This window comes from Bacteroides sp. 519 (genome assembly GCF_010500955.1).
Taxonomy (GTDB): domain Bacteria; phylum Bacteroidota; class Bacteroidia; order Bacteroidales; family Bacteroidaceae; genus Bacteroides.
On sequence record NZ_QVMJ01000032.1, the window covers coordinates 49271 to 71574 of the forward strand.

General features: G+C 37.7%; 18 protein-coding genes and 1 pseudogene. 16 read left to right on the plus strand and 3 right to left on the minus strand.

Annotated features, from left to right (window positions below):
* Positions 1-6: 6 nt before the first annotated feature.
* A complete protein-coding gene (locus tag D0T85_RS19315; protein WP_163215150.1) occupies positions 7-3237 on the plus strand; it encodes a BACON domain-containing protein in 3231 nt (1076 codons plus the stop codon).
* Between the two features lie 136 nt (positions 3238-3373).
* Here the strand turns inward: D0T85_RS19315 and D0T85_RS19320 are convergent, their stop codons facing one another.
* On the minus strand, positions 3374-4264 hold the full coding sequence (locus tag D0T85_RS19320) for an AraC family transcriptional regulator (protein WP_163215151.1): 891 nt from the start codon (positions 4262-4264) through the stop codon (positions 3374-3376).
* Between the two features lie 1698 nt (positions 4265-5962).
* On the opposite strand from D0T85_RS19320, the gene D0T85_RS19325 reads away from it, so the two are divergent.
* The 8 genes from D0T85_RS19325 (at position 5963) to D0T85_RS19360 (ending at position 13073) form a co-directional block, all read left to right on the plus strand.
* Positions 5963-7261, plus strand: coding sequence for an inositol-3-phosphate synthase (locus tag D0T85_RS19325; RefSeq protein ID WP_163215152.1), 1299 nt, complete (start codon positions 5963-5965; stop codon positions 7259-7261).
* Between the two features lie 93 nt (positions 7262-7354).
* Positions 7355-7840 (plus strand): phosphatidylglycerophosphatase A, encoded by a 486-nt coding sequence (locus tag D0T85_RS19330; RefSeq protein ID WP_163215153.1) that lies wholly within the window; start codon positions 7355-7357, stop codon positions 7838-7840.
* The gene (locus D0T85_RS19335) at positions 7825-8337 is read left to right on the plus strand and encodes a GtrA family protein (RefSeq protein WP_163215154.1); all 513 of its coding nucleotides are present in this window, start codon (positions 7825-7827) and stop codon (positions 8335-8337) included. Before D0T85_RS19330 ends, D0T85_RS19335 begins: the two co-directional genes overlap by 16 nt.
* A 10-nt stretch (positions 8338-8347) precedes the next feature.
* Complete coding sequence (locus D0T85_RS19340; RefSeq protein ID WP_163215155.1) at positions 8348-9034, plus strand: CDP-alcohol phosphatidyltransferase family protein; 687 nt, start codon at positions 8348-8350, stop codon at positions 9032-9034.
* A gap of 187 nt (positions 9035-9221) precedes the next feature.
* Entirely contained in the window at positions 9222-10157 is a 936-nt protein-coding gene (locus tag D0T85_RS19345; protein WP_163215156.1) for a phosphatase PAP2 family protein, read from the plus strand.
* Between the two features lie 108 nt (positions 10158-10265).
* On the plus strand, positions 10266-11252 hold the full coding sequence (locus D0T85_RS19350) for a lysylphosphatidylglycerol synthase transmembrane domain-containing protein (RefSeq protein WP_163215157.1): 987 nt from the start codon (positions 10266-10268) through the stop codon (positions 11250-11252).
* Positions 11249-12136, plus strand: a complete 888-nt coding sequence (locus tag D0T85_RS19355) for a LytTR family DNA-binding domain-containing protein (RefSeq protein ID WP_163215158.1) — start codon at positions 11249-11251, stop codon at positions 12134-12136. The genes D0T85_RS19350 and D0T85_RS19355 overlap by 4 nt, the downstream gene beginning before the upstream one ends.
* A gap of 136 nt (positions 12137-12272) precedes the next feature.
* Complete coding sequence (locus D0T85_RS19360) at positions 12273-13073, plus strand: alpha/beta hydrolase (RefSeq protein ID WP_163215159.1); 801 nt, start codon at positions 12273-12275, stop codon at positions 13071-13073.
* Positions 13074-13101: 28 nt separating this feature from the next.
* Here D0T85_RS19360 and D0T85_RS19365 read toward each other — a convergent pair whose 3' ends face one another.
* Together D0T85_RS19365 and D0T85_RS19370 are read right to left on the minus strand one after the other, a co-directional pair.
* Complete coding sequence (locus tag D0T85_RS19365; RefSeq protein ID WP_163215160.1) at positions 13102-14676, minus strand: Rne/Rng family ribonuclease; 1575 nt, start codon at positions 14674-14676, stop codon at positions 13102-13104.
* Between the two features lie 317 nt (positions 14677-14993).
* Positions 14994-15269, minus strand: coding sequence for an HU family DNA-binding protein (locus D0T85_RS19370; RefSeq protein ID WP_163215161.1), 276 nt, complete (start codon positions 15267-15269; stop codon positions 14994-14996).
* A gap of 176 nt (positions 15270-15445) precedes the next feature.
* On the opposite strand from D0T85_RS19370, the gene mutY reads away from it, so the two are divergent.
* The 7 genes and pseudogenes from mutY to rfbA form a co-directional block, all read left to right on the plus strand.
* On the plus strand, positions 15446-16504 hold the full coding sequence (gene mutY / locus D0T85_RS19375) for an A/G-specific adenine glycosylase (protein ID WP_163215185.1): 1059 nt from the start codon (positions 15446-15448) through the stop codon (positions 16502-16504).
* A 247-nt stretch (positions 16505-16751) separates the two neighbouring features.
* The gene (locus D0T85_RS19380; RefSeq protein WP_163215162.1) at positions 16752-17195 is read left to right on the plus strand and encodes a single-stranded DNA-binding protein; all 444 of its coding nucleotides are present in this window, start codon (positions 16752-16754) and stop codon (positions 17193-17195) included.
* Between the two features lie 26 nt (positions 17196-17221).
* Positions 17222-18541: a gliding motility-associated protein GldE gene (gene gldE, locus D0T85_RS19385; RefSeq protein ID WP_163215163.1), complete on the plus strand. Its 1320-nt coding sequence runs from the start codon at positions 17222-17224 to the stop codon at positions 18539-18541.
* A 170-nt stretch (positions 18542-18711) separates the two neighbouring features.
* On the plus strand, positions 18712-19386 hold the full coding sequence (locus tag D0T85_RS19390; RefSeq protein ID WP_163215164.1) for a 4'-phosphopantetheinyl transferase superfamily protein: 675 nt from the start codon (positions 18712-18714) through the stop codon (positions 19384-19386).
* 706 nt (positions 19387-20092) lie between these two features.
* A complete protein-coding gene (locus tag D0T85_RS19395) occupies positions 20093-20608 on the plus strand; it encodes a UpxY family transcription antiterminator (protein ID WP_163215165.1) in 516 nt (171 codons plus the stop codon).
* 223 nt (positions 20609-20831) lie between these two features.
* Positions 20832-21098 (plus strand): hypothetical protein, encoded by a 267-nt coding sequence (locus D0T85_RS19400; RefSeq protein WP_163215166.1) that lies wholly within the window; start codon positions 20832-20834, stop codon positions 21096-21098.
* Positions 21099-21499: 401 nt separating this feature from the next.
* Positions 21500-22291 (plus strand): annotated as a pseudogene (gene rfbA / locus D0T85_RS19405) (glucose-1-phosphate thymidylyltransferase RfbA); the annotation flags it as partial.
* Between the last annotated feature and the right edge of the window lie 13 nt (positions 22292-22304).

Genomic DNA, 22304 nt, shown 5'->3' on the forward strand with positions numbered 1-22304 from the left:
TGAAATATGAAAAGAATATTACTCTTACTGTTTACCAGTTTGGTTTTACTGCTGTCTTCGGGTTGTAGTGAAGAGGATTCGAATAGAACCATTACCCCTCCCAACAAAGGAGAAACCTCTACAGAAGTTGAACTCACGTTGCGCATTCCAAGTATAACGAATCCTGCCACGCGTTTCATTGGCGAGAAAGAAGAGTGCGAAATTAAAGAAGTGAGCGTACTTATATTCATTGATAGAGACGACGGAAACGGCGAAGTTTACTTTGCACATTATTATGGTCGTGAAATAGGAGTGGATAAGGCAGCTACGCCTGACGGAGGTGCTACTTATAAATTTAAAACACAGCTGAAAAACAGTGAAAATGCCACCGATAAATATCGCTTGGTAGTAATAGCCAATATGCAAACAGCTATACAGAAATTGCTCAACGCTGGTTCAATCAACACTTCACTAAAAAAAGCACAAGTGCTGGAACTAATACAGTACGAAGTACCAGAAGACGACGGGTGGAATGCCACCTCTACAACTAACTATACTCCTCTGCCTTTTTGGGGAGAAACGGGTAAAATCGATTTACCTACCTCGGTACAAAACAATAAGTTAGGTACAATTTATTTATTACGTGCAGTGGCACGTGTAGATGTAGGTTTGAATTTTTTGAAAAACGGAAACAATAAAATTGATGAAAGCTCTGAGCCGCAAGGATTAAGCAACTTTAAACTGGAAGAAGTATATGTATATAATGTGAACAAAAAAGGATATGTAGCTTTGGTAAATGGAGCCAATGTAAATACATACTCTGCCACACCCCCTTCTATACCTGCGGAAGGAAAATATGATACTCCGCTTTCGTATGACATTGCTGACGGCGAATACGGATTGAAGCATACAATTTATATTTCGGAGGCAAATTTAAACGCTGCTTCTATGACTTTTGCCAATGCCACCTGTGTGGTGTTGGGAGGTAAATATAATGAAGAAGGCGAGTATGATGGAGAAGACATTTCTTACTACCGGGTTGAGTTTTTTGATCCGACTGTTACTGATGCCGACAAGTGGCTGGATATTATTCGGAACCATCGTTATACAATCAATATAACAAAAGTAAATGGATCGGGATACGATACGAAAGAAATAGCCTTTAAATCGCGTCCGATTAATATGGAAGCCGAAATAGTGGAATGGGAAGAAGGACAGGTTGGTGACGTTATTTTCGATGGGCAATACTATCTATCGGTGAACCCTAAGACGGATTTCATCTTTTACAAAGATGGAGATGCAGATGAAGATGCAGATGAGGTGTATATAGAAACCGATGTAGAAGAAGGCTTTCGGGTGATAGCGATTACCGAAATAGACGAAACAACACCGAACGGCTGGCTTACTATTGGTATTGGTGATGATGACACAGCCGACATTCTTGCAGATGGACAGTATTATGGAATAGGCAAAAAAAAGGAAACAGTTGATATTATGGTAGAACAAAATCCTACCAGTGTAGAACGTAAAGGATATATCTTTATTAAAGCCGGACGGTTGAAGGCTAAATTAACTGTAACGCAAAGAGCATACAATAAAAGAAATTCGGTGTTTAGATTTATATCTTTCTTTACCAACTATGCTGAGGATGATCAGATACTGCCTCCGTTAAATGGAACAATAACAGCGAAAGTGCATACCAATATGGATTGGAAATTCTGGACTGATATTAGCGGTGCAAACAATGAAATGACGTTACCAACTTCGGTTACACCTCAAGATTATACTTTGGATGTAGATGTTCCAGATAATAAAGCATGGGGTACAGAAGACATTGAGGTTTGGATTGAGTATCAAAATTTGATTATGCAAAGAATGGTGTATAAACAATTAGGATATTATATAGCAGAGGCTACAGTAAACCAAACAGTTCTTGAACCTCACAATAGTACAACTGTAACATGTAGCTTAAGAGGTGTTTACCCTGCAGATGAAGTTAATGTGCGGGTATGGGATACTACCAACGATAAAGAATTGGTGTCTGAAGCCTCAATTGCCACCGATCATAGCGACAGCGAAGGTACTGGCACAGTAAATATGATTGTTCCTCCCAATGATACATGGACTGAACGTGATGTTACATTCCAATACTATAATCCCGAAACATCTGAGTGGGTTGATTTTTCTACAATAACACAAAAAGGCTACAAGGTTACCGATGCCCAAGCAACCGTAGTATATAAAACAGAAGGAGGAAGCTCTTTTGTTACCATAACAGGTTATCGTCCGGTGCTTCACGTGCGGGCATATGATGATGATAGTGATAAATCCTTGATCGTCGAAACCATGGCAGCCGGAACACCAAATAGTACAGGTAGCACAACTTTAGTCATTCCTTATGCAACAAGTAACCGTACGGTTATTATCGAATGGTCGACAGATGGCACTGTATGGAATACAATTAATGATTTTAGGCAGTATGCATCCATGGCTTCCGTCTTTGCCAAAAGCAACATTGTGTGGACCGGATCAAAACTGACGTTTGCTACAACAGAGGCCGAAAATAAAATTATCCCCGCTAACTCTCAAGGGGTAATCTTTAAATGGGGATCATTGGTAGCAATGAACCCAGTGGTAGGACGTGTAGATGAAAATATTATATATAACCCAGCGGATGCTACTTATTCAACATGGGACGCTATTCCTTATGCAGACGAAATGACTGTATTCGGTAATGATGTGGAGGAAGAGGATGATTTTGCCACCTATAATAATAATACCGGGTATGATGAAGCTATCAATAAAGGTGATATCTGTCGGTATATATCTGATCAAGGTTGGGTTGCTGATGATTGGCGCCTTCCAACAGCGCATGAATGGAGGCAGTTATATGAAGAAAATGAAGATAAAGCAGGTAAAGTTGGTAATTTCTGGCAAACTTCTCCCAGTGTTAGTTATGGCTTATTTGCGGTTGGATCGGGTTATTGGATGGGTGATGGAACAAAGTATTGGGGTGGCGATGAAACAGCACCAAGCTTTGGGTTGTATCTTCCTACCAGTGGTTTATATAGGAAAGACAACACCGATTCGGCTAAATATCAGGAAATGTACGTAGGTACAAATATGATGTATTACTCGGGTACATCTGATGGTAATGGGAGTGTTTATGCTGTATTAAATATGCTGGATGCCTTTTATGGCATGACGCGCGCCGGTACGGGCAATGACGGCTATGCTGTACGTTGTATCCGAAAATAGGATGAACTTTATTTGTTAAAAGTATCAATATTAACCACGGATTAATAGATTACACTGATTTTTTAATTCTCAGATTATTCTGTGTAACCTGTTAATCTGTGGTTATTTTGAAAACAGTCTTTGTTAATAATCCAAATTAAGGCGAAGACTTATATCTCTTATAATTGCTGGGCGACATCCCAGTCATTTTTTTGAAGAACTTACCAAAGGATGATTGATCGGGGAAATATAATTTGTCGGCAATCTGCTGAATGTTATTCTCGGTAGAAAAAAGCAGAAGTTTGGCTTCGCCTAACAGCATTTCGTCAATCCATTTACTTGCACTCATTCCACTTAATTCCTTTAAAACAGCCGAAATATATTGTGGTGTAAGACATAACTGGTTGGCATAAAATGTAACACTGTGCTCTTTCCGGATATTCTCGCGCAAAAGATTCAGGAACTTTTTGTATAAATTCTCTTTGTGCGAAAGTAATAGGGAGGGCTTTTCTTCCATTCGCTTGTAAATGTATCCTGTTAGCTCGTAAAATAAAGCCATGATAAGACAATGAAAAACCCTTTCTTTCGAACTGCTTTGAACCGATTTTACTTTCCTTTTAATAAGAAAAAATAATTCCAGAATCTCTTCTACCTCTGATGGCGTTAGCTGAAAAACCGGATGTTGACGCACATATAAATAAGTATTTGGAGAAAACCCGGTGATAGTAAGATTAAGCAAATCCCGGTTTACACTGATTATTTTTCCATGAAAATTATCACTGATACTTTTTAATGATATAAGGTGTTCGGGAATTGTGCGAATAACCATGTTGGGGCCTGCAATATGTGTTTCCTGATCAATAATAACCGACAGCGTGCCCTGTGTTACAATTAAAAGTGTAAGTGTATCTTGTTTTATAAGATTATGAACAGGAGCAAGAGTGGCAGGGGTTATTTCTGCAATTATAAAATTGTTTTGGTTAAACTCTTCTATCAGCCTGTTTTCCGGTTCGAGGAATAAAAAATTGATGTCTCTTATTTCATTCATACTTTCTTAAAATCATTTAGTCTACATTATATTATTTGGTTCAAATCAGATTCGAGGAACACGTTGTAGGGGCATCCCTTGTGGGTGCCCTGATAATGGTTTGCAATGTATCCTATGCATATATTAACCATGCGGCACACATCAGGGCACCCACAAGGGATGCCCCTACAACGTGTATCTTTTGTTTCAAATCAGATTGGAGTTGAAATATAGACCCCTCTGCCCTTTGAGCACCTCCCCTTTGCAGGGCTGTTAAGTTCTCTGCTCTGAAAGAGCATCCTTTCGATAACCCCGGACAAGCTTGCGTAGTCCGGGGTAGATAAACATCAAAAGCATTAAAACTCTGAAAGAGTTTCCCTCTTTATTCAGGGACAACTCTTTCAGAGTTGCACTCACTTTGGTATGTCGCCACCCCGGACTGCGCAGGCTTGTCCGGGGTTATCGAAAGGATGCTCTTATCAGAGCAAAGAAAACTTTACTCAACATAGAACTTAACAGCCCTGCCCTTTGCAGGGGAAGACGCTATGCAGCACATATTCCATGCCACAGGTTACATCGCACAGCCGTCCTCCCCTTTGCAGGCAGGGCTGTTAAGTTCTATCAATTGCCGTCTGCTTTAGCTGACGGTTGTTAGAAAGATTTCTCTCTTGGCTTTAGCCAAAGTTGATTTAGTTTGGCTAAAGCCCAAATTGTTATATCTTTTAGACCGTCAGCTAAAGCAGACGGCAATTGATAATTACTTAATCAACTTAGAACTTAACAGCTCTGCCTGCAAAGATGCCCAAAGGGCGGAGGGGTCCGTATACACAGCCCCAAACTGAACCCAAAACACTAAAATTTATCCCCTCCCAGAAGTTTAAAATGCAAAATTTGTCGTCATTCAACACGCGGAGGCTTTATTGCTTTGATTAACAACCTGTTAAAGCGTGCTGGCAAAGTGTGCTGGCAAATATTTTTACAGCACTATCAACACGCGAGATGCGCATGAAACAACTAGTTTCATTCTTGTTTTATGCAGTGAAACAAGTAGTTTTCTATGTAGAAAACAAGTAGTTTCATGCATAGAAAACAAGTAGTTTTCTATATAGGAAACTGTTAGTTTCCTACCGTGAAACCGTTGGTTTCCTACCGTGAAACTGTTGGTTTCCTACCGACAAACTTTTACCCTCATCAAAGCGTGACGAAATATTTGTAACAACATTCTCAACACGCCATTCAACACGCGTTTAACGCTCTGTTAATCAATGAAATAAAACCTCCGCGTGTTGAATGACGACAAAATTTGCATTTTAAACTCCTGGGAGGAGGGGTTTTGGTTCAAATCAGATTGGAATTGAAACGCTGAGTTACGCTAAGTTACGCGGAGTTTTTATTTCGATGCCGCATGGAAAATTAAAACTCCGCGTAACTTAGCGTAACTCCGCGTTTCAACTCAGCCCCTAACTGAACCAAACTCCTAGCGAAGCCTTACCTCCTTCCATTCTTGAATATAAATCATTTAGATAGCAAAAATAGACAAAATTTCATCTTATTTATTAAAATGACTAAAATATATTCGTTTTTGACCAATTTACCCATTAAAAAGAACTTCACTATATTATTATATTTATCTAGTTTTGCGAGCAATTGAGTTTTTAAGTCTCAAAAAACTCACGAATTTAAAAATTACAAACTCAAATCATTAAATAACGAAGTAAAATGAAAAATGAAATTAAACCTGCTAAAGGCAAATTGGGGGCTTTGATAGTAGGACTTGGGGGAGCAGTTTCATCAACATTTGTTGTTGGTACTTTGGCTGTGCGTAAAGGTTTGTCTAAACCTATCGGCTCAATCACTCAATTGGCAACAATGCGTTTAGGAAAGAGAAACGAAAATAATTTTCCAAAAATAAAAGATGTAGTTCCATTAACTGATCTGAATGATGTTGTTTTTGGTGGTTGGGATATATTCTCGGATAATGTATACGACTCGGCCGTACACGCCGAAGTGCTTACAAAAGATGATTTGGACGGTGTAAAAGATGAGTTGTTGGCAATTAAACCAATGCCGGCTGCTTTCGATCAAAACTGGGTGAAACGTTTACATGGAACACATGTAAAGCAAGCTACCAGCCGTTGGGATTTAATGGAACAAATCCGTAAAGATATCCGCGACTTTAAAGCAGCCAATGGTTGCGATAGAGTAGTGGTATTATGGTCGGCAAGTACCGAAGTTTATCTACCTCTTTGCGACGAACATCAATCATTAGCTGCTTTAGAACAGGCAATGAAAGATAACAAAGAAGATAAGATAGCTCCAAGTATGTGTTATGCCTATGCGGCTATTGCCGAAGGTGCTCCGTTTATTATGGGTGCTCCTAACCTTTGCGTTGATACTCCTGCAATGTGGGAATTCTCCGAAAAAATGGGTGTAGCTATTGCCGGTAAAGACTATAAAACTGGTCAAACCATGCTTAAAACAGTTCTTGCACCGATGATTAAGACTCGTATGCTGGGATTGGATGGATGGTTCTCTACAAATATTCTTGGAAACCGCGATGGTGAAGTATTAGACGATCCGGATTCATTCAAAACAAAAGAAGTTAGTAAACTATCTGTAATTGATACTATCCTTCAACCCGAATTATATCCTGAGTTGTATGGTAATGTATATCATAAGGTACGTATCAACTACTATCCACCTCGTAAAGATAACAAAGAAGGTTGGGACAATATCGACATTGTAGGCTGGATGGGATATCCTATGCAGTTGAAGGTAGATTTCCTTTGCCGCGACTCTATATTGGCCGCTCCTTTGTGTCTTGACCTTGTATTGTTTGCCGATTTGGCACAACGTGCAGGTATGAGTGGTATTCAAGACTGGTTGTCTTTCTACTTCAAGAGTCCGATGCACGATTTCGAACATGTGCCCGAGCACGATTTATTCATACAATATACAAAACTTAAAAACACATTAAGACAAATGATTGGTGAAGAAACACTCGATTATTTGGATTAAATAGAACTCAATTCATAAGTTTTTTATAATTTTGTAAACTTTCTCTTTTCATGGCAAAAGAGAAAGTTTATTTGTTTTATTAGAAAATTATTGATGGACAAACTGCATAAAAAGCCACCATTCTTTCATTTACTTATCGCATCGGGATTCGGATCGGGATTTTCGCCGGTTGCCCCGGGAACGGCAGGAGCCCTGTTAGCAACAGTGATTTGGTATATTCTTTATTGCTTTCTTCCTTTCAATGTGCTTTTTGGGGTAACCCTAACACTTGTACTCCTTTTTACTGTATTAGGAATACATTCATCCAATGTTCTTGAACCCTATTGGGGAGAAGATCCGTCGCGGATTGTTGTCGACGAAATGGTGGGTGTATGGATACCTCTTTTGGGTGTTCCTGCAGGAAATTACTGGTTTGTGATATCGGCATTTGTGTTATTTCGCTTTTTCGATATTCTGAAACCTTTGGGTATAAGGAAGATGGAGAATCTGAAAGGAGGAATAGGTGTGATGATGGATGATATTTTATCCGGTATATATAGTTTGATTATTATATTGATTGCAAGATGTGTAATTGGATAAGAAATCTGGCTACTTCGATTTCGAAAAAAGGAGGGATATTTATGTTTATCCGTGCCCAATTCTCTTCGCAGTTGGCTAGTATATCCGATTTTGTTATTACCATTTTACTTGCAAAACTATTCAACTTTTATTATGTATATGCTACTCTGCTGGGATCGGTTTGTGGTGGTATAATTAATTGTATAATAAATTACAAATGGACATTTAAAACCACCGATCTTAAAATACAACATGTAATGGTGAAGTATTTTATTGTGTGGATAGGCAGTATAGCATTAAATACATGGGGTACATATTTGATGACAGAGGCTTTGATGCGTATTCCCTGGCTGGTAGATTTTTTAAAACATTATGTTGATGATTTGTTTATTGTTTCTAAAATAGTTGTGTCTTTGCTGGTTGGTTATTTCTGGAATTATAACCTACACCGGCATTTTGTATACCGAAACAGGAAAATTAAACAGTTCTTTTCTAAAAATAAAGCAGATAACTATTAAGATATTATATATGAAACTCAGAGATTTAGGTCAACAGTTTATTTACAAAATCATTGATCCTTTTATAAAAGGAATGATTAAAATAGGTATTACTCCTAATTTTATAACAACTACCGGTTTAGTACTAAATATTGTTGCTGCTGCTGTTTTTATGGTAGGAGGGTATCATGGTGAACGCGGTGATTTTTCGTATGTAGGCTGGGGTGGATTTATCATTCTTTTTGCCGGTTTATTCGATATGATTGACGGACGTTTGGCTCGTGTAGGCAACATGAGCTCTACCTATGGTGCCTTATACGACTCTGTATTAGATCGTTATAGTGAGTTGATTACGCTTTTCGGAATTTGTTATTACCTTATTCTGCAAGGTTACTTTCTTAGTTCCATGTTTGCATTTGTTGCCCTGATAGGTTCAATGATGGTAAGTTATGTGCGTGCCCGTGCCGAGGGATTAGGTATTGAATGTAAAGTAGGATTTATGCAACGTCCAGAACGAGTTATATTAACCGGAGCAGGAGCAATGCTGTGTGGTATATTTTATTACTTTGCCGGCAATGTAGAAATAACAGTAGATTTTCTTCCTTTTCCTGTTTTCGAAACAGTGGCAATCTTTGTAATACCTATAGTTATTGTTGCTATATTCTCAAATATTACTGCTATTTCCCGTCTTATCCATTGCAAGAAAGCTTTAGATTAGTAGCTAGTAGTTAGTAGCTAGTTAGTAGCTAGTAGTTAGTAGCTAGAATCCATGCGGTATTAGTAGCTAGTAGTTAGTAGCTAGTAGCTAGAATCCATACGGTATCTGCTAACTACTATCTACTAACTACTATCTACTAACTACTATCTACTATCTACTAACTACTATCTACTAACTACTAACTACTATGCATAAAAATATATTATTCCCAAGCAGAAAGGAAATTTGTATTGTATTGGGTATTACAATTGCCTTTCTTCTGTTAACAGCTACTTTTGTTGGGCTGCGAACAGAACATGTTTTAATGGCTGGTCTTTTTTTGATTTTGTTCTTTCCTAACCAGGAAACGCGTAAACTTGCAGTTGCATTACTGCCATTTATAATCTTTGGTGTTTCGTACGATTGGATGCGGGTATATCCCAACTATATGGTTAACCCTATTGATGTAAAAGGGTTATATGATGCCGAGAAATCTTTATTTGGAATTGATGTGGATGGTGTACGAATGATTCCATGTGAGTATTTTGCTATTCATCATAACAATATAGGCGATTTTTTTGGTGGTATATTCTACCTAACCTGGGTACCTGTACCTATTGCCTTCGGGTTATGGATGTATTTTAAAAAAGACAGGAATCTCTATCTTCGTTTTGCCATTGTGTTCCTGTTTGTTAATCTGTTAGGTTTTGCAGGTTACTATATTCATCCTGCCGCGCCACCCTGGTATGCTATAAATTATGGTTTCGAGCCCATATTAAACACGCCCGGCAATGCCGCGGGATTGGCACGCTTTGACCAGTTATTAGGGGTTACCATATTCGATTCTATCTATGGCCGAAACGCCAATGTTTTTGCTGCTGTACCATCTTTACATGCCGCTTATATGCTTATAGCTGTGGTTTATGCAATTATTAAAAAATCGCATTGGCTGCTAACAACCATTCTATCTATATTATGTGTTGGTATTTGGTGGACTGCGGTGTATTCCAGCCATCATTATCTGATAGATGTGTTACTGGGGATAGGATGTGCTTTACTTGGAATCTTTATCTTTGAAGTAATCCTGATGCGGTTAGGCTTTTTCAAGCGGTTTATAAATAAATACACTGAATATATTAGTTGAAAATTAAATATGGAACACAGAGACACAGAGGCACAGAGTTTTTTTAATAAAATTCTCCATGAAAAACTCTGTGCCTCTGTGTCTCTGTGTTCTAATTATTATTAATAGATGAAAAATAAATTCCGTAATATATTTCTGGCATTCGGTATTGTTGCCGTTATTATTATGATGTTCACTTTCGATATGGACTATCAGGAGTTGTGGGCAAACATAAAGAGAGCCGGATACTACTTTCCGTTGGTTATACTGTTGTGGGCTTTTGTATATATGCTCAATGCTTTATCCTGGTATCAGATAATACGCGATGGTAAGAAAACGTATGTTCCCTTCTGGAATGTTTATAAGTTTACTATTACGGGTTTTGCACTCAATTATGTTACTCCGGTGGGTTTAATGGGTGGTGAGCCTTATCGCATAATGGAACTGAAACCCTATATTGGGGTAGAAAGAGCTACATCATCTGTTATTCTCTATGTGATGATGCATATATTTGCCCATTTCATATTCTGGATTGTTTCCGTATTTCTGTATATCACTTTTTACAAGGTAACTATGGCAATGGGAATTGTTTTGGCTTTGGTTATAGTCTTCTGCTCGTTCTTTGTAACTCTTTTTATCAAAGGATATAGAAATGGTATGGCTGTTGCATTTATGCGGGTAGTTGGGAAAATACCTTTCTTGAAGAAGTATGCAATAAGCTTTGCCGAGAAACACAGCGATAAATTGCACGAAATAGATAATCAGATAGCACTATTACATCAAAAACGGAAACGGACTTTTTATGCAGCCCTTGCAATTGAGTTTATTGCCCGTGTATTGTCCTGCCTTGAATTATGGCTAATTTTGAATATACTAACTTCGAATGTTAGCTTTATTGATTGCATTTTAATTGCTGCTTTTTCTTCTTTATTTGCTAATTTGTTGTTCTTTCTTCCCATGCAACTAGGGGGTAGGGAAGGAGGTTTTGCTATTGCTGTAGGCGGACTGTCTATGTCGGGCGCGTATGGGGTATATACTGCACTTATTACTCGTTTGCGCGAAATGGTTTGGATTGTAATTGGGTTGTTGTTGATGAAAATAGGGAATAAGAAATGAATAGAATATGGACGTATTTAAATCAGCCTGCTCCATTAGCTAAGAAACCGTGGTTGGTGGTTGTTGTATCGTCTTTACTAATTTTTTTTCTGTTGGGAGTATTTCAGCCTTTCGGATTAAATGCTTTTGAGCCTATTTATAAATGGTTAATAATATCAGGATTTGCATTTGTAACTGCTATATCAACCGGAATTATCGGATATATATTTCCTGTACTGTTTAAGCGTTTTTATAATCCGGAAAACTGGACCTATTGGAAAAGCATAATTAATATTTTTATCATTATGCTGGTAATTGGATTAGGAAATTTCTTTTTCGATTGGATATTAACCAACCGGGCACCCGAAACATTTTTCCCTTTATTACGTACCTATCTTATTATTACTTTTCTTATAGGTCTTATTCCTGCTATCATATCAACAATCATTATACAAAACAAAAATCTCAGGCAAAATTTATCAGAAGCCCGTGAATTAAACAGGCGTCTGGCTCAAAACTTACAGGAGAATAAGTCATGTCCTTTGCATAAAGGGAATCCTATTCTCTTATCAGGGAGTACAAAAGACGAAATTGAGTTGTATCCGGAAAATATTATTTATATCGAAGCATTGGGGAATTATGTAGTGATTCATTATTTAAATAGCGTTAGTGAAGTAAAACAAAAGCAATTGCGGACAACTATCACACTAATGGAAAAAACATTGGAATCATTTGCTTACCTTGTAAAATGCCACCGGGCATTTATTGTAAATACATTAAACATTACCAATATAGAAGGGAATTCTCAGGGATTTCTATTGAACCTTTGCCATACTCAAAAGCTTATTCCGGTTTCGCGTACTTATTCCAAAGATTTTAGAAAGATACTATCTGCCCGGAATTGAAGTGTTTCATCACAAAAAAGTGTGATAAAGTGCACTTAAATAGTATTTCATCCCATTTTAAGCAGTATATCCCTATTGTTTGTGCCATCAATTTCACGACTTTATATTTGCACTATAAACGTAAATAAACGAAGTTATGAAAAAGATTATTGTATTATTGATTACTGTGTTTTTAGTGAATAGTATTGCAGCACAAATGGATGAAAAATTTTATCATCCTGATAAAAAATGGATACCTATTAGTATTTCTAACTATTCGGAAATGACTCTTGTTGCAGAGCAAGATACTTTATACCCAGCAGTGATTAAACCAGTAGATAAACCCAAAGCGAATATCCTTTATTTTCATGGAAATGGAAGCAATATTTCCAAGTGGATTGATCATGTTAAACCTTTGGTAGATGATGGCTATCAGGTTTACATGCTTGACTACCGGGGATATGGTAAATCTACCGGAAAGCCTACACACCTTAATATCGCTCATGATGCCCAGCTATTATTGAATACCTTGTTGCAAGAACCCGGATTCACTGATCTTCCTCTCATTGTATATGGAGTTTCGATTGGTACACAGGTAGCAACTCATATTACATGTAATAACAATGATAAAGTTTCGGCGCTAGTTTTAGATGGAATGATGTCTTCGTTTACAGATATTGCTTTAGCAACATCGCCCGAGGAGTACCACCTATATATAAAACAATTGTTGGTTTCTCCTTATTCGGCTAAAGAAGATATTCAGCACATACAAAATATTAATCTGCTTGTTATTCATTCGGAAGAAGACCTTATTCCCATCTCCGGAGCACGTTCTGTTTATGAAAGTGCAGTATGTACCAAAAAGTTCTGGTTATATGAAGGCAAACATGTGGAAGCAGCTCTTAAATATCCGGTAGAAATGGTTCGTTACATAAACGAATTGATAACTAGCAATTAATAAAGGCGGCCTCACCTGGCCGCCTTTATTATTTAATTTCATGTTCTTCCTTCATGTCGATGTCTTCTCCATCTTTATCATAAAAAACATATTGGAGAAGTGCCAGACTTTGGTCGGGAATGATTTTGATGCCTAATCCGTACATCATGCGCCATTTCCATTTCAGAGAAACTACCCCCTGGTTGATGTATGCGGCAACATACGGATGTATGTGTAACGAGAATTTCGTTATCTTCAGTTTATTAACAAGATAGTCAATTTTACTCTCTAGTGTATCAGTGAAAAGAATAGACGACTGGATTTTACCTTTTCCAAAACATGTTGGGCATGTTTCGGCAGTGTTTACATCCATGGCCGGACGAACCCTTTGGCGGGTAATCTGCATCAGTCCGAATTTGCTGAGAGGCAGAATGTTGTGACGTGCCCGGTCTTTCTGCATGTTAGCAGTCATCCGTTCATAAACTTTTTGACGGTTTTCGGCCGAGCTCATATCAATGAAGTCTACCACAATGATACCACCCATGTCGCGTAATCGAAGTTGACGAGCCAATTCATCGGCTGCTCCCAGATTCACTTCAAGTGCGTTAGCTTCCTGCCCGTTGGCATTCTTGGTGCGATTACCGCTGTTCACGTCTACTACGTGAAGCGCCTCAGTATGCTCAATAATCAGGTAAGCACCACTTTTGTATGAAATCGTTTTACCAAACGACGATTTAACTTGTTTAGTGATACCAAAATTGTCAAAAATAGGAAGTTGACCTTTGTAGTGTTTAACAATTCCAACCCGGTCGTGTGCAATGAGTGAAACATAGTCTTTAATTTCATTGTAGACTGTTTCATCGTTTACATAGATGTTTTCGAAAGATGGGTTGAAAAGGTCACGAAGCATAGCAACAGCACGGCTTGTTTCTTCATAGATCAGCGTAGGATATTTTGTAGCCTTTTGTACTTTTACTAAGCTTTCTTCCCAGTGTTTAAGTAAAACTTTAAGTTCCGAATCAAGTTCGGCTACGCGCTTACCTTCGGCCACCGTGCGTACAATAACCCCAAAATTCTTGGGCTTAATGCTCTGGAGCAATTGTTTAAGGCGTGCACGTTCTTCGCTTGATTTAATTTTTTGCGAAACAGAAACCTTATCATTAAAAGGAATAAGAACAAGATACCTGCCGGCAAAAGAAATTTCTGAAGTCAGCCGGGGTCCTTTTGTTGAGATAGGTTCTTTGGCTATCTGCACCACTACTTCCTGCCCTGTTTTTACTACATCGGATATCGATCCGTCCTTGTCAAGGTCGGGCAGCAGTGTTGCTTTACTGATAGGATTTAATTTTTTCTTGTCGCTTAAAGTTTGCTTAACGAACTTTTCGAGAGTGTTAAATTGAGGACCTAAATCTAAATAATGAAGAAAAGCGTCTTTCTCGTAGCCCACATCCACAAAACAAGCATTCAGCCCGGGCATAACTTTCTTTACCCGTCCTAAATACAAGTTGCCCACCGAGAAAGAAAGACCTCTTCCTTCGCTTTGAAGTTCAACAAGGCTCTTATCTTCGAGAAGAGCTATCGAAACTTCTTTGGGCTGAACGTTTACTACTAGTTCACTGGTCATTATTAATATTTTTAGGAGTTGAGGAGGTAAAGTCAGGTAAAGAAGGTAAAGTTTATAAAGTACTACTTTACCTCCTTTACCTCACTCTACCTCCTTCTTTACTTATTTCTAACACAAAGAACAAACCAGAAAGGTATATCCCTTTACAAGTTTGTTCTCTGTATCTGATATTCAGACTTAAAAATTACTTCTTATTTTTATGTCTGTTCTTTCTTAGTCTTTTTTTCCGCTTGTGCGTAGACATTTTATGTCTTTTTTTCTTTTTTCCGCTTGGCATAGCTTTACGTTTTTGGGGTTAATACTCTATTTTATTATGATTATTTTTTTATCATTTCCATAAATGTTTTGGAAGGCTTGAATGAAGGAATGTTATGCTCTGGAATGATGATAGTTACATTCTTCGAAATATTTCGCGCTGTTTTCTGAGCTCTTTTCTTCACCACGAAACTACCAAATCCGCGGAGATAAACATTTTCTTCTCTTGAAAGAGAGTCTTTTATCGTTTCCATGAATGCCTCAACCGCAGTAAGAACTGTTTGTTTGTCAATACCAGTGTTTTTGGTAATTTCGTTAACGATATCTGCTTTAGTCATCTTGTTTCAGAATAATAATTATTACTATTTAAATCTTTAATTTCGGGTCTAAAATTTTGGAATGCAAATATATAGCTTTTTGGCTAGCCAAAAAAATATATCAATAGATTTTTTAATAGCTGTGAGTTGAAAGTTGAAAATTGAAAGTTAACTTTGCACACCAATTGGATTCGATGATGAAAAATAACTCTCAACTCTCAACTTTCAACTCTCAACTAATAATGTGGTATGAAGAAAATAAAAGGGAATTGCCCTGGCGAAATACCACAGACCCGTATAAAATTTGGATATCCGAGATCATCCTGCAACAAACACGTGTAGCTCAGGGCTATGATTACTTTGTGCGTTTCATAGAAAGATTCCCTGATGTGCAAACTTTAGCAGCAGCCAATGAAGATGAAGTTCTGAAATACTGGCAGGGATTGGGCTATTATTCGCGTGCTCGTAATCTGCATGCTGCAGCTAAAAGCATGAATGGAGTTTTCCCATCCACTTACCAGGAGGTAATTAATTTGAAGGGAGTTGGCGAATATACTGCGGCTGCAATCTGTTCCATATCTTATGGAATGGCTTATGCCGTGGTCGACGGCAATGTTTACCGGGTTCTTTCCCGTTACTTCGGTATTGATACCCCTATTGATTCAACCGAGGGGAAAAAGATTTTCAAGGAACTGGCGCAGGAGTTGATAGATAAGGAACAACCGGCCTTATATAACCAAGCGATAATGGAGTTTGGAGCATTGCAATGCACACCTGCATCGCCCAATTGCACATTGTGTCCGGTAGCCGACGGATGTTTGGCATTGGCCAATAATACAATAAAGCAACTGCCTGCTAAACAACATAAAACAAAAGTAACCAATCGTTATTTTAACTATATATATGTTCGCGCGGGCGGATGTACCTTTATAAAGAAACGCACAGGGAACGACATTTGGAAAAACTTATTCGAGTTTCCTTTAATTGAAACACCAGAGCAGATATCCGAGGAAGAACTTTATTCATCTCCCGAATTTCAATCATTGGTTGGCTCGGATCATTTATCAGTAAAATTATTGCTTGGTAATGTAAAACATGTACTTTCTCATCGAATCATATTTGCTAATTTTTATCAGGTTGATTTACCCGATGGTAAAACTTTATCCAACGATTATATTCGGATAAAACAAGAAGAGTTAGAAGGGTATGCCATATCTCGTTTAACACAGATATTTCTGGAAAAAAATAAAAGCTAGCCTGCAAATTTGGCTCAAATAAGATTTTGAACCGCAGAGTTACGCGAGTTACGCAGAGTTTTAAGTTTCCTGCATGATAAAAACTCTGCGTAACTTTGCGGTTCAAAACAAGGATGTTTTTATTATTTATACTAAAAACTTCTTGCTTTCTCTTTTAATTCTCATTATTTTTGAACCCGGATAGAATAATGAGTGTTTACTCATTCAATTCATTATTCAAAATTTATAATTCATAATAAGATACAACATGTCTGTAAATAAAGTAATTCTGTTAGGAAATGTAGGTAAAGATCCAGAAGTACGCTATCTGGATAGTGGAATTGCTGTGGCAACATTTCCTTTGGCAACTTCCGATCGTGCATATACACTGGCTAATGGTACCCAGGTACCTGAAAGAACAGAATGGCATAACCTGGTATTGTGGCGTGGATTAGCTGAAACTGCCGAAAAATATGTTCACAAAGGAGATAAATTATATATTGAAGGGAAAATAAGAACACGCTCTTACGACGATCAGGCAGGTGTTAAACGCTACATAACCGAAATATTTGTAGATAATATGGAGATGCTGACCCCTAAAGCAACAAATGCCGGATATCAAGCTCCGCAACAAACAGCGCAGAATGCATCACAGCCAATTCAACCGGCACAGGGTGTAAACGACAATCCTGCTGATGATTTACCCTTTTAGTTAGTATTAACTTAAAAACCATATCCTTGGACTCAGACTATCATTTATGCCTCTCGGCATCTTTTTTAAACAGTATTACAGTTAATGCGCCTACAATATCCGAAATTGTGGCGATAATTCTTGCAGCTCTATTATTGCTTGCTTCCGGTTTTGCTTCGGCATCCGAAATAGCGTTCTTTTCACTTTCTCCTTCGGATAAAAATGAAATAGAAGAGAATAAAAACTCATCCGATGCGAAAATACGTAAATTACTTGATAATACAGAACGCTTACTTGCTACCATACTGATTACCAATAATTTTGTGAACGTTACAATTATTATGCTTTGTAACTACTTCTTTATGGGTATTTTCAGTTTTTCTTCGCCACTGGCAGAATTTATCATTCTTACCGTACTCCTTACTTTTTTACTTTTGCTATTTGGTGAGATTATGCCCAAAATATTCTCAGCACAAAAAACATTGTCTTTTGCCCGTTTCGCGGCATCAGGTATTTTGTTTTGTGAGAAAGTATTTTATCCGCTTGCTTCTGCATTAATGAAATCATCCACATTCCTTAATAAACACATGGTTAAGAAAGGGCGGAATATTTCGGTTAGTGAATTGTCACAGGCGCTGGACCTAACAGATAAATCCGAGCTATCGGAAGAAAATACAATTCTGGAAGGAATCGTACGCTTTGGAGCCGAAACTGCCAAAGAGGTAATGACCTCTCGGTTAGATGTGGTTGATCTGGATATAAAAACTCCTTTTAAAGAAGTTATTCAATGTATCATTGAGAATGCTTATTCGCGAATACCCATATATTCAGGCTCAAGTGATAATATAAAAGGTGTTCTTTATATAAAAGATCTTTTACCCCATATAAATAAGGGAGATAATTTTCGTTGGCAGTCATTAATCCGTCCGGCCTATTTTGTTCCGGAAACAAAGATGATTGATGACTTGTTGCGCGATTTTCAGAAGGAGAAAATCCATATTGCCATTGTGGTTGATGAGTTTGGAGGAACTTCCGGGATTATTACCATGGAGGACATCATTGAAGAAATTGTTGGAGAGATCCACGATGAATACGATGATGAAGAACGTACATACACTATGCTCAATGATCATACCTGGATATTTGAAGGCAAAACCCAACTCATCGATTTTTATCGGGCAGTGGGTATTGACGAGGAACTCTTTGAACCCGTATCCGGTGATGCCGATACTATAGCAGGACTTGTATTAGAGATAAAAGGAGAATTCCCTAAACTACACGAAAAGCTGCTTTATGAAGGTTACGAGTTTGAAGTTCTGGCAATGGATAACCGGAGGATTTTAAAAATCAAATTCACTAAAGTTTGATTTGTAATAGACACGGATTGCACGGATTGGCACGGATAGGCTGTTAAGTTCTAATATTTTAACCGCAGAGTTTCGCGGATTAACGCGGAGTTTTTAATTTCTATGCAGCATTGAATCTTAAACTCTGCGTATTCTGCGGTTTAAATTAAATCTTTTTAAACAAATCCTGTATGAAAATTTATTCAGTATTGAAACTTGTATCAACAGATCTTGATGACACCATAAAACATTATCAATCAGATAACTTTCAACTTTCAACTTTCAACTTTCAGCCATATCCTCTTTCCTTTCTGGAAGCCAACTCTCAACTCTCAACTCTCAACTCTCAACTAAAAAGTGAGCACCGTAAAAGAGAATGGTTGGCAGTTCGGGTATTACTGTATAAAATGACAGGAGAAATTAAAGAAATTAGTTATTTAGAAAGTGGCAGGCCTTATTTAATAGATAATTCTTATCAAATCAGTATCTCGCATACGCGTGGTTATGTAGCTGTAATATTGAGTAAAACGCATCGGGTTGGTATTGATATTGAAGTGCTTGGTGATAAAGCAATGAAAGTGGCTCATAAGTTTGTTGATGAAAAGGAACTTATTTATCCGGAAACAGACAAGATAACCAAAGCCGAAATGCTGACTATGATATGGAGTGCCAAAGAAACCATGTATAAATGTATGGATAGCAGAGAGATACTTTTCCGTGAGGAGCTACATATGGATGTTAATATCCCATTATTTGAGCAATCTTATTTCCCAGCGCATGAAACACATACACCTAACAGGCAAAACTTTGAAGTTTATTATATGTTGCAGGCGGATGAGTTTGTGATGACGTATGCAATGGTGTAAACATCATACAAAACAGAATGAGGATACGTTATTAAGCGTTAATTGAGATTTGGATATCTCACACAAAAACCGTATCTTTTGTATAGCAAAGATATACGGAAAGTATACAGAATACAGGCGGGCAACCATTGGTTTTCCGCCTTTTTTAGTTTTCGCCAATCTAGCAAAATGGTTACCATTATATGCAAAACGGTTACCATTAAAGATCACCACAGTTACTACTGAATGTATTTGTGGTAACCACTAAGGTTTATTGTGGTAACCACTTTAACTAAAATAGTAGAAATTGAAAGCTTTCTTGCTTAAAAGAATGATTCTGTTTGTTAAACCGTTTTTTTATTGTTGTAAAAATGGAAATGAAGTATTTTTAAAAAGAGCAGGAGAGTTAATAGTTCATAAAAAACACTGCTGGGAATGTATTGATGGCTGTTTGAATTTCCTTACAAGTGAAAAACGCCATACAGCATCATAGATTTCAAATTTCACTAAACTTCAAACTTTCAACTAAAAAAATTTTGAAGTTTAGGATAAAGGGCTTACTTTTGCATCGTGAATCAGGGAATAGGTGTCTCTTTATGCCTTTTAGCTCTGTTTTCACATAGATTGTCCGACTAAATTTCTACATTTAACAATAGGAATTCTGTATCGAACAACTAGCGTAGCTGTATTACAAATAAAAACTAAAGAATTGCTTTAAGACTAATAAATGGCTGATGAACAAGAGTTTTGGTTTGCTGCCCGCACTCGGGCTAATCAAGAATTAAGCCTGCGCAATTCTTTAAGAAAAATAGAAATTACCCATTATTTACCCACTCATGTTGTTACCCGCAGAATAAGCGACCGGGTAAAACGAGTTGAGGTTCCGGTTATAAACAATCTTATTTTTATCAAAGCAACCAAGCAAGTAGCTTTTTCGCTCATCAAGGATCATGGTTTGAAGATTTCCTATATCCGTAACAGTGAAAACAACAGTATGCTTGTTGTGCCCGAAAAACAAATGGCCGACTTTATGTTTGTGATGGATCTGGATCCAGAATCTATAAAACAATGTACGGCCGATTTTGTTCCAGGAGAGAAAGTCAGAGTAATAAAAGGCAGTTTGACTGGAGTAGAGGGAGAAATGGTACGCATTGAAGGTAAAACACATGTGTTGTTGCGAGTACCCCAAATTTTGGCTATCAGTGTGAAGGTGCCAAAGGCGTATTTGGAAAAGATGAAATGAGGAACTTTGTAACACATACTGCTGGTACACTTTTTTTCGAGGTGAGGAAATTTCGTTCACTGTTCGTAAAGATTATGTTGAATATGTTTTGAAAGCCGGGCAAGGAGTCTATGGCATAGTCAATTTTATAATAACAGGTGACACACAAATTACTTTATTCTGTTCGTGGGGAAATTTCTTTGATCGTGTAACCAAGCATGAAGATGTGAATAAACTATTCAAAATGCTTGAAAAAAGCTGCCCCACCCTTATCAAACTTTTTACTGGTGGTACTGATTTTACATGTATTACTTTAGCACATGAAAACAATATCGGTGGTATTTCTATGGAGATAAGTTTGGATACCAGAGTGCCTGTGATACAACTATTAGCTCACCCGGATGTGTTTGGTGCAGTGGATAAATTATTTAGCTTTAATTGCAAACTTTATAATGAGATAAGTACCTCTTGTCCTTTTGAGGGATGGAAAAAAGGATTAAGGGAGCTTTAATACAAAATTACTACAACAATTAGTTTAACTATAGATTTTCCATAAATCACAAGCCTAATTGTATTACTTCCAATATATTTTCAATCGTACATTGTACATCGTTTAATCGTGATTATGACAGAATGCTTTCTGCTTTTAACCGATTTGTCGCGTTCATTTCTGAATGATGATAGAGACGGAGATTCAAAAGGTATTGGACCGTTCGTATCAGGTGCTGAAGGAACCGGATAATTCGGTGGCTACCGGATGGTAGAGGAAAAAGAATTGTTGGATGAGGCGAAAGAGGTGATAATGAGCTGGGGCGGCAGGGAGCTGACTGGGGATGAGGTGAGGATGATGGAACTATATAATTTGCTTGTTGCAGATAATTAAGAGGTAATTTTCAATTGTAAATCGTAAATATGAAAGGAATCGTTTTAGCAGGAGGTTCAGGTACACGTTTGTATCCATTAACCAAAGCGGTTAGTAAGCAACTGCTTCCTGTTTATGACAAGCCAATGATATATTATCCAATATCAGTTTTGATGTTGGCTGGGATTCGTGATATCCTAATTATTTCTACTCCTATTGATTTACCTTCTTTTCAACGTTTGCTGGGTGATGGCTCTGATTTTGGAGTTCATTTTGAATATGCAGAACAACCCAGTCCAGATGGATTGGCACAGGCTTTTATTATTGGTGAAGAATTCATTGGTAATGATTCTGTGTGTTTGGTACTTGGTGATAATATTTTTTATGGTCAGGGTTTTACAGCCATGTTGCAAAATGCTGTTCGGTTAGCCGAGGAAGAACAAAAAGCTACAGTGTTTGGCTATTGGGTAAGTGACCCTGAACGATATGGTGTGGTTGAGTTTGATGAGAATGGAAATGCATTGAGCATTGAAGAAAAACCTGAAACTCCTAAATCGAATTATGCAGTGACAGGATTATACTTTTATCCAAACAAAGTGGTTGAAGTTGCTAAAAGGGTTAAACCTTCGGCAAGAGGGGAGCTGGAGATAACTACGGTGAATGCTCATTTTCTGATAAATAAGGAACTCCATGTTCAAATGTTGGGACGTGGGTTCGCGTGGCTGGATACGGGGACGTTTGATTCGTTGTCGGAGGCAAGTCATTTTATTGAGGTGATTGAGAAAAGGCAAGGGTTGAAGGTGGCTTGTCTGGAGGAGATTGGGGAGAGGATGGGGTGGATAAAAACACATTAGA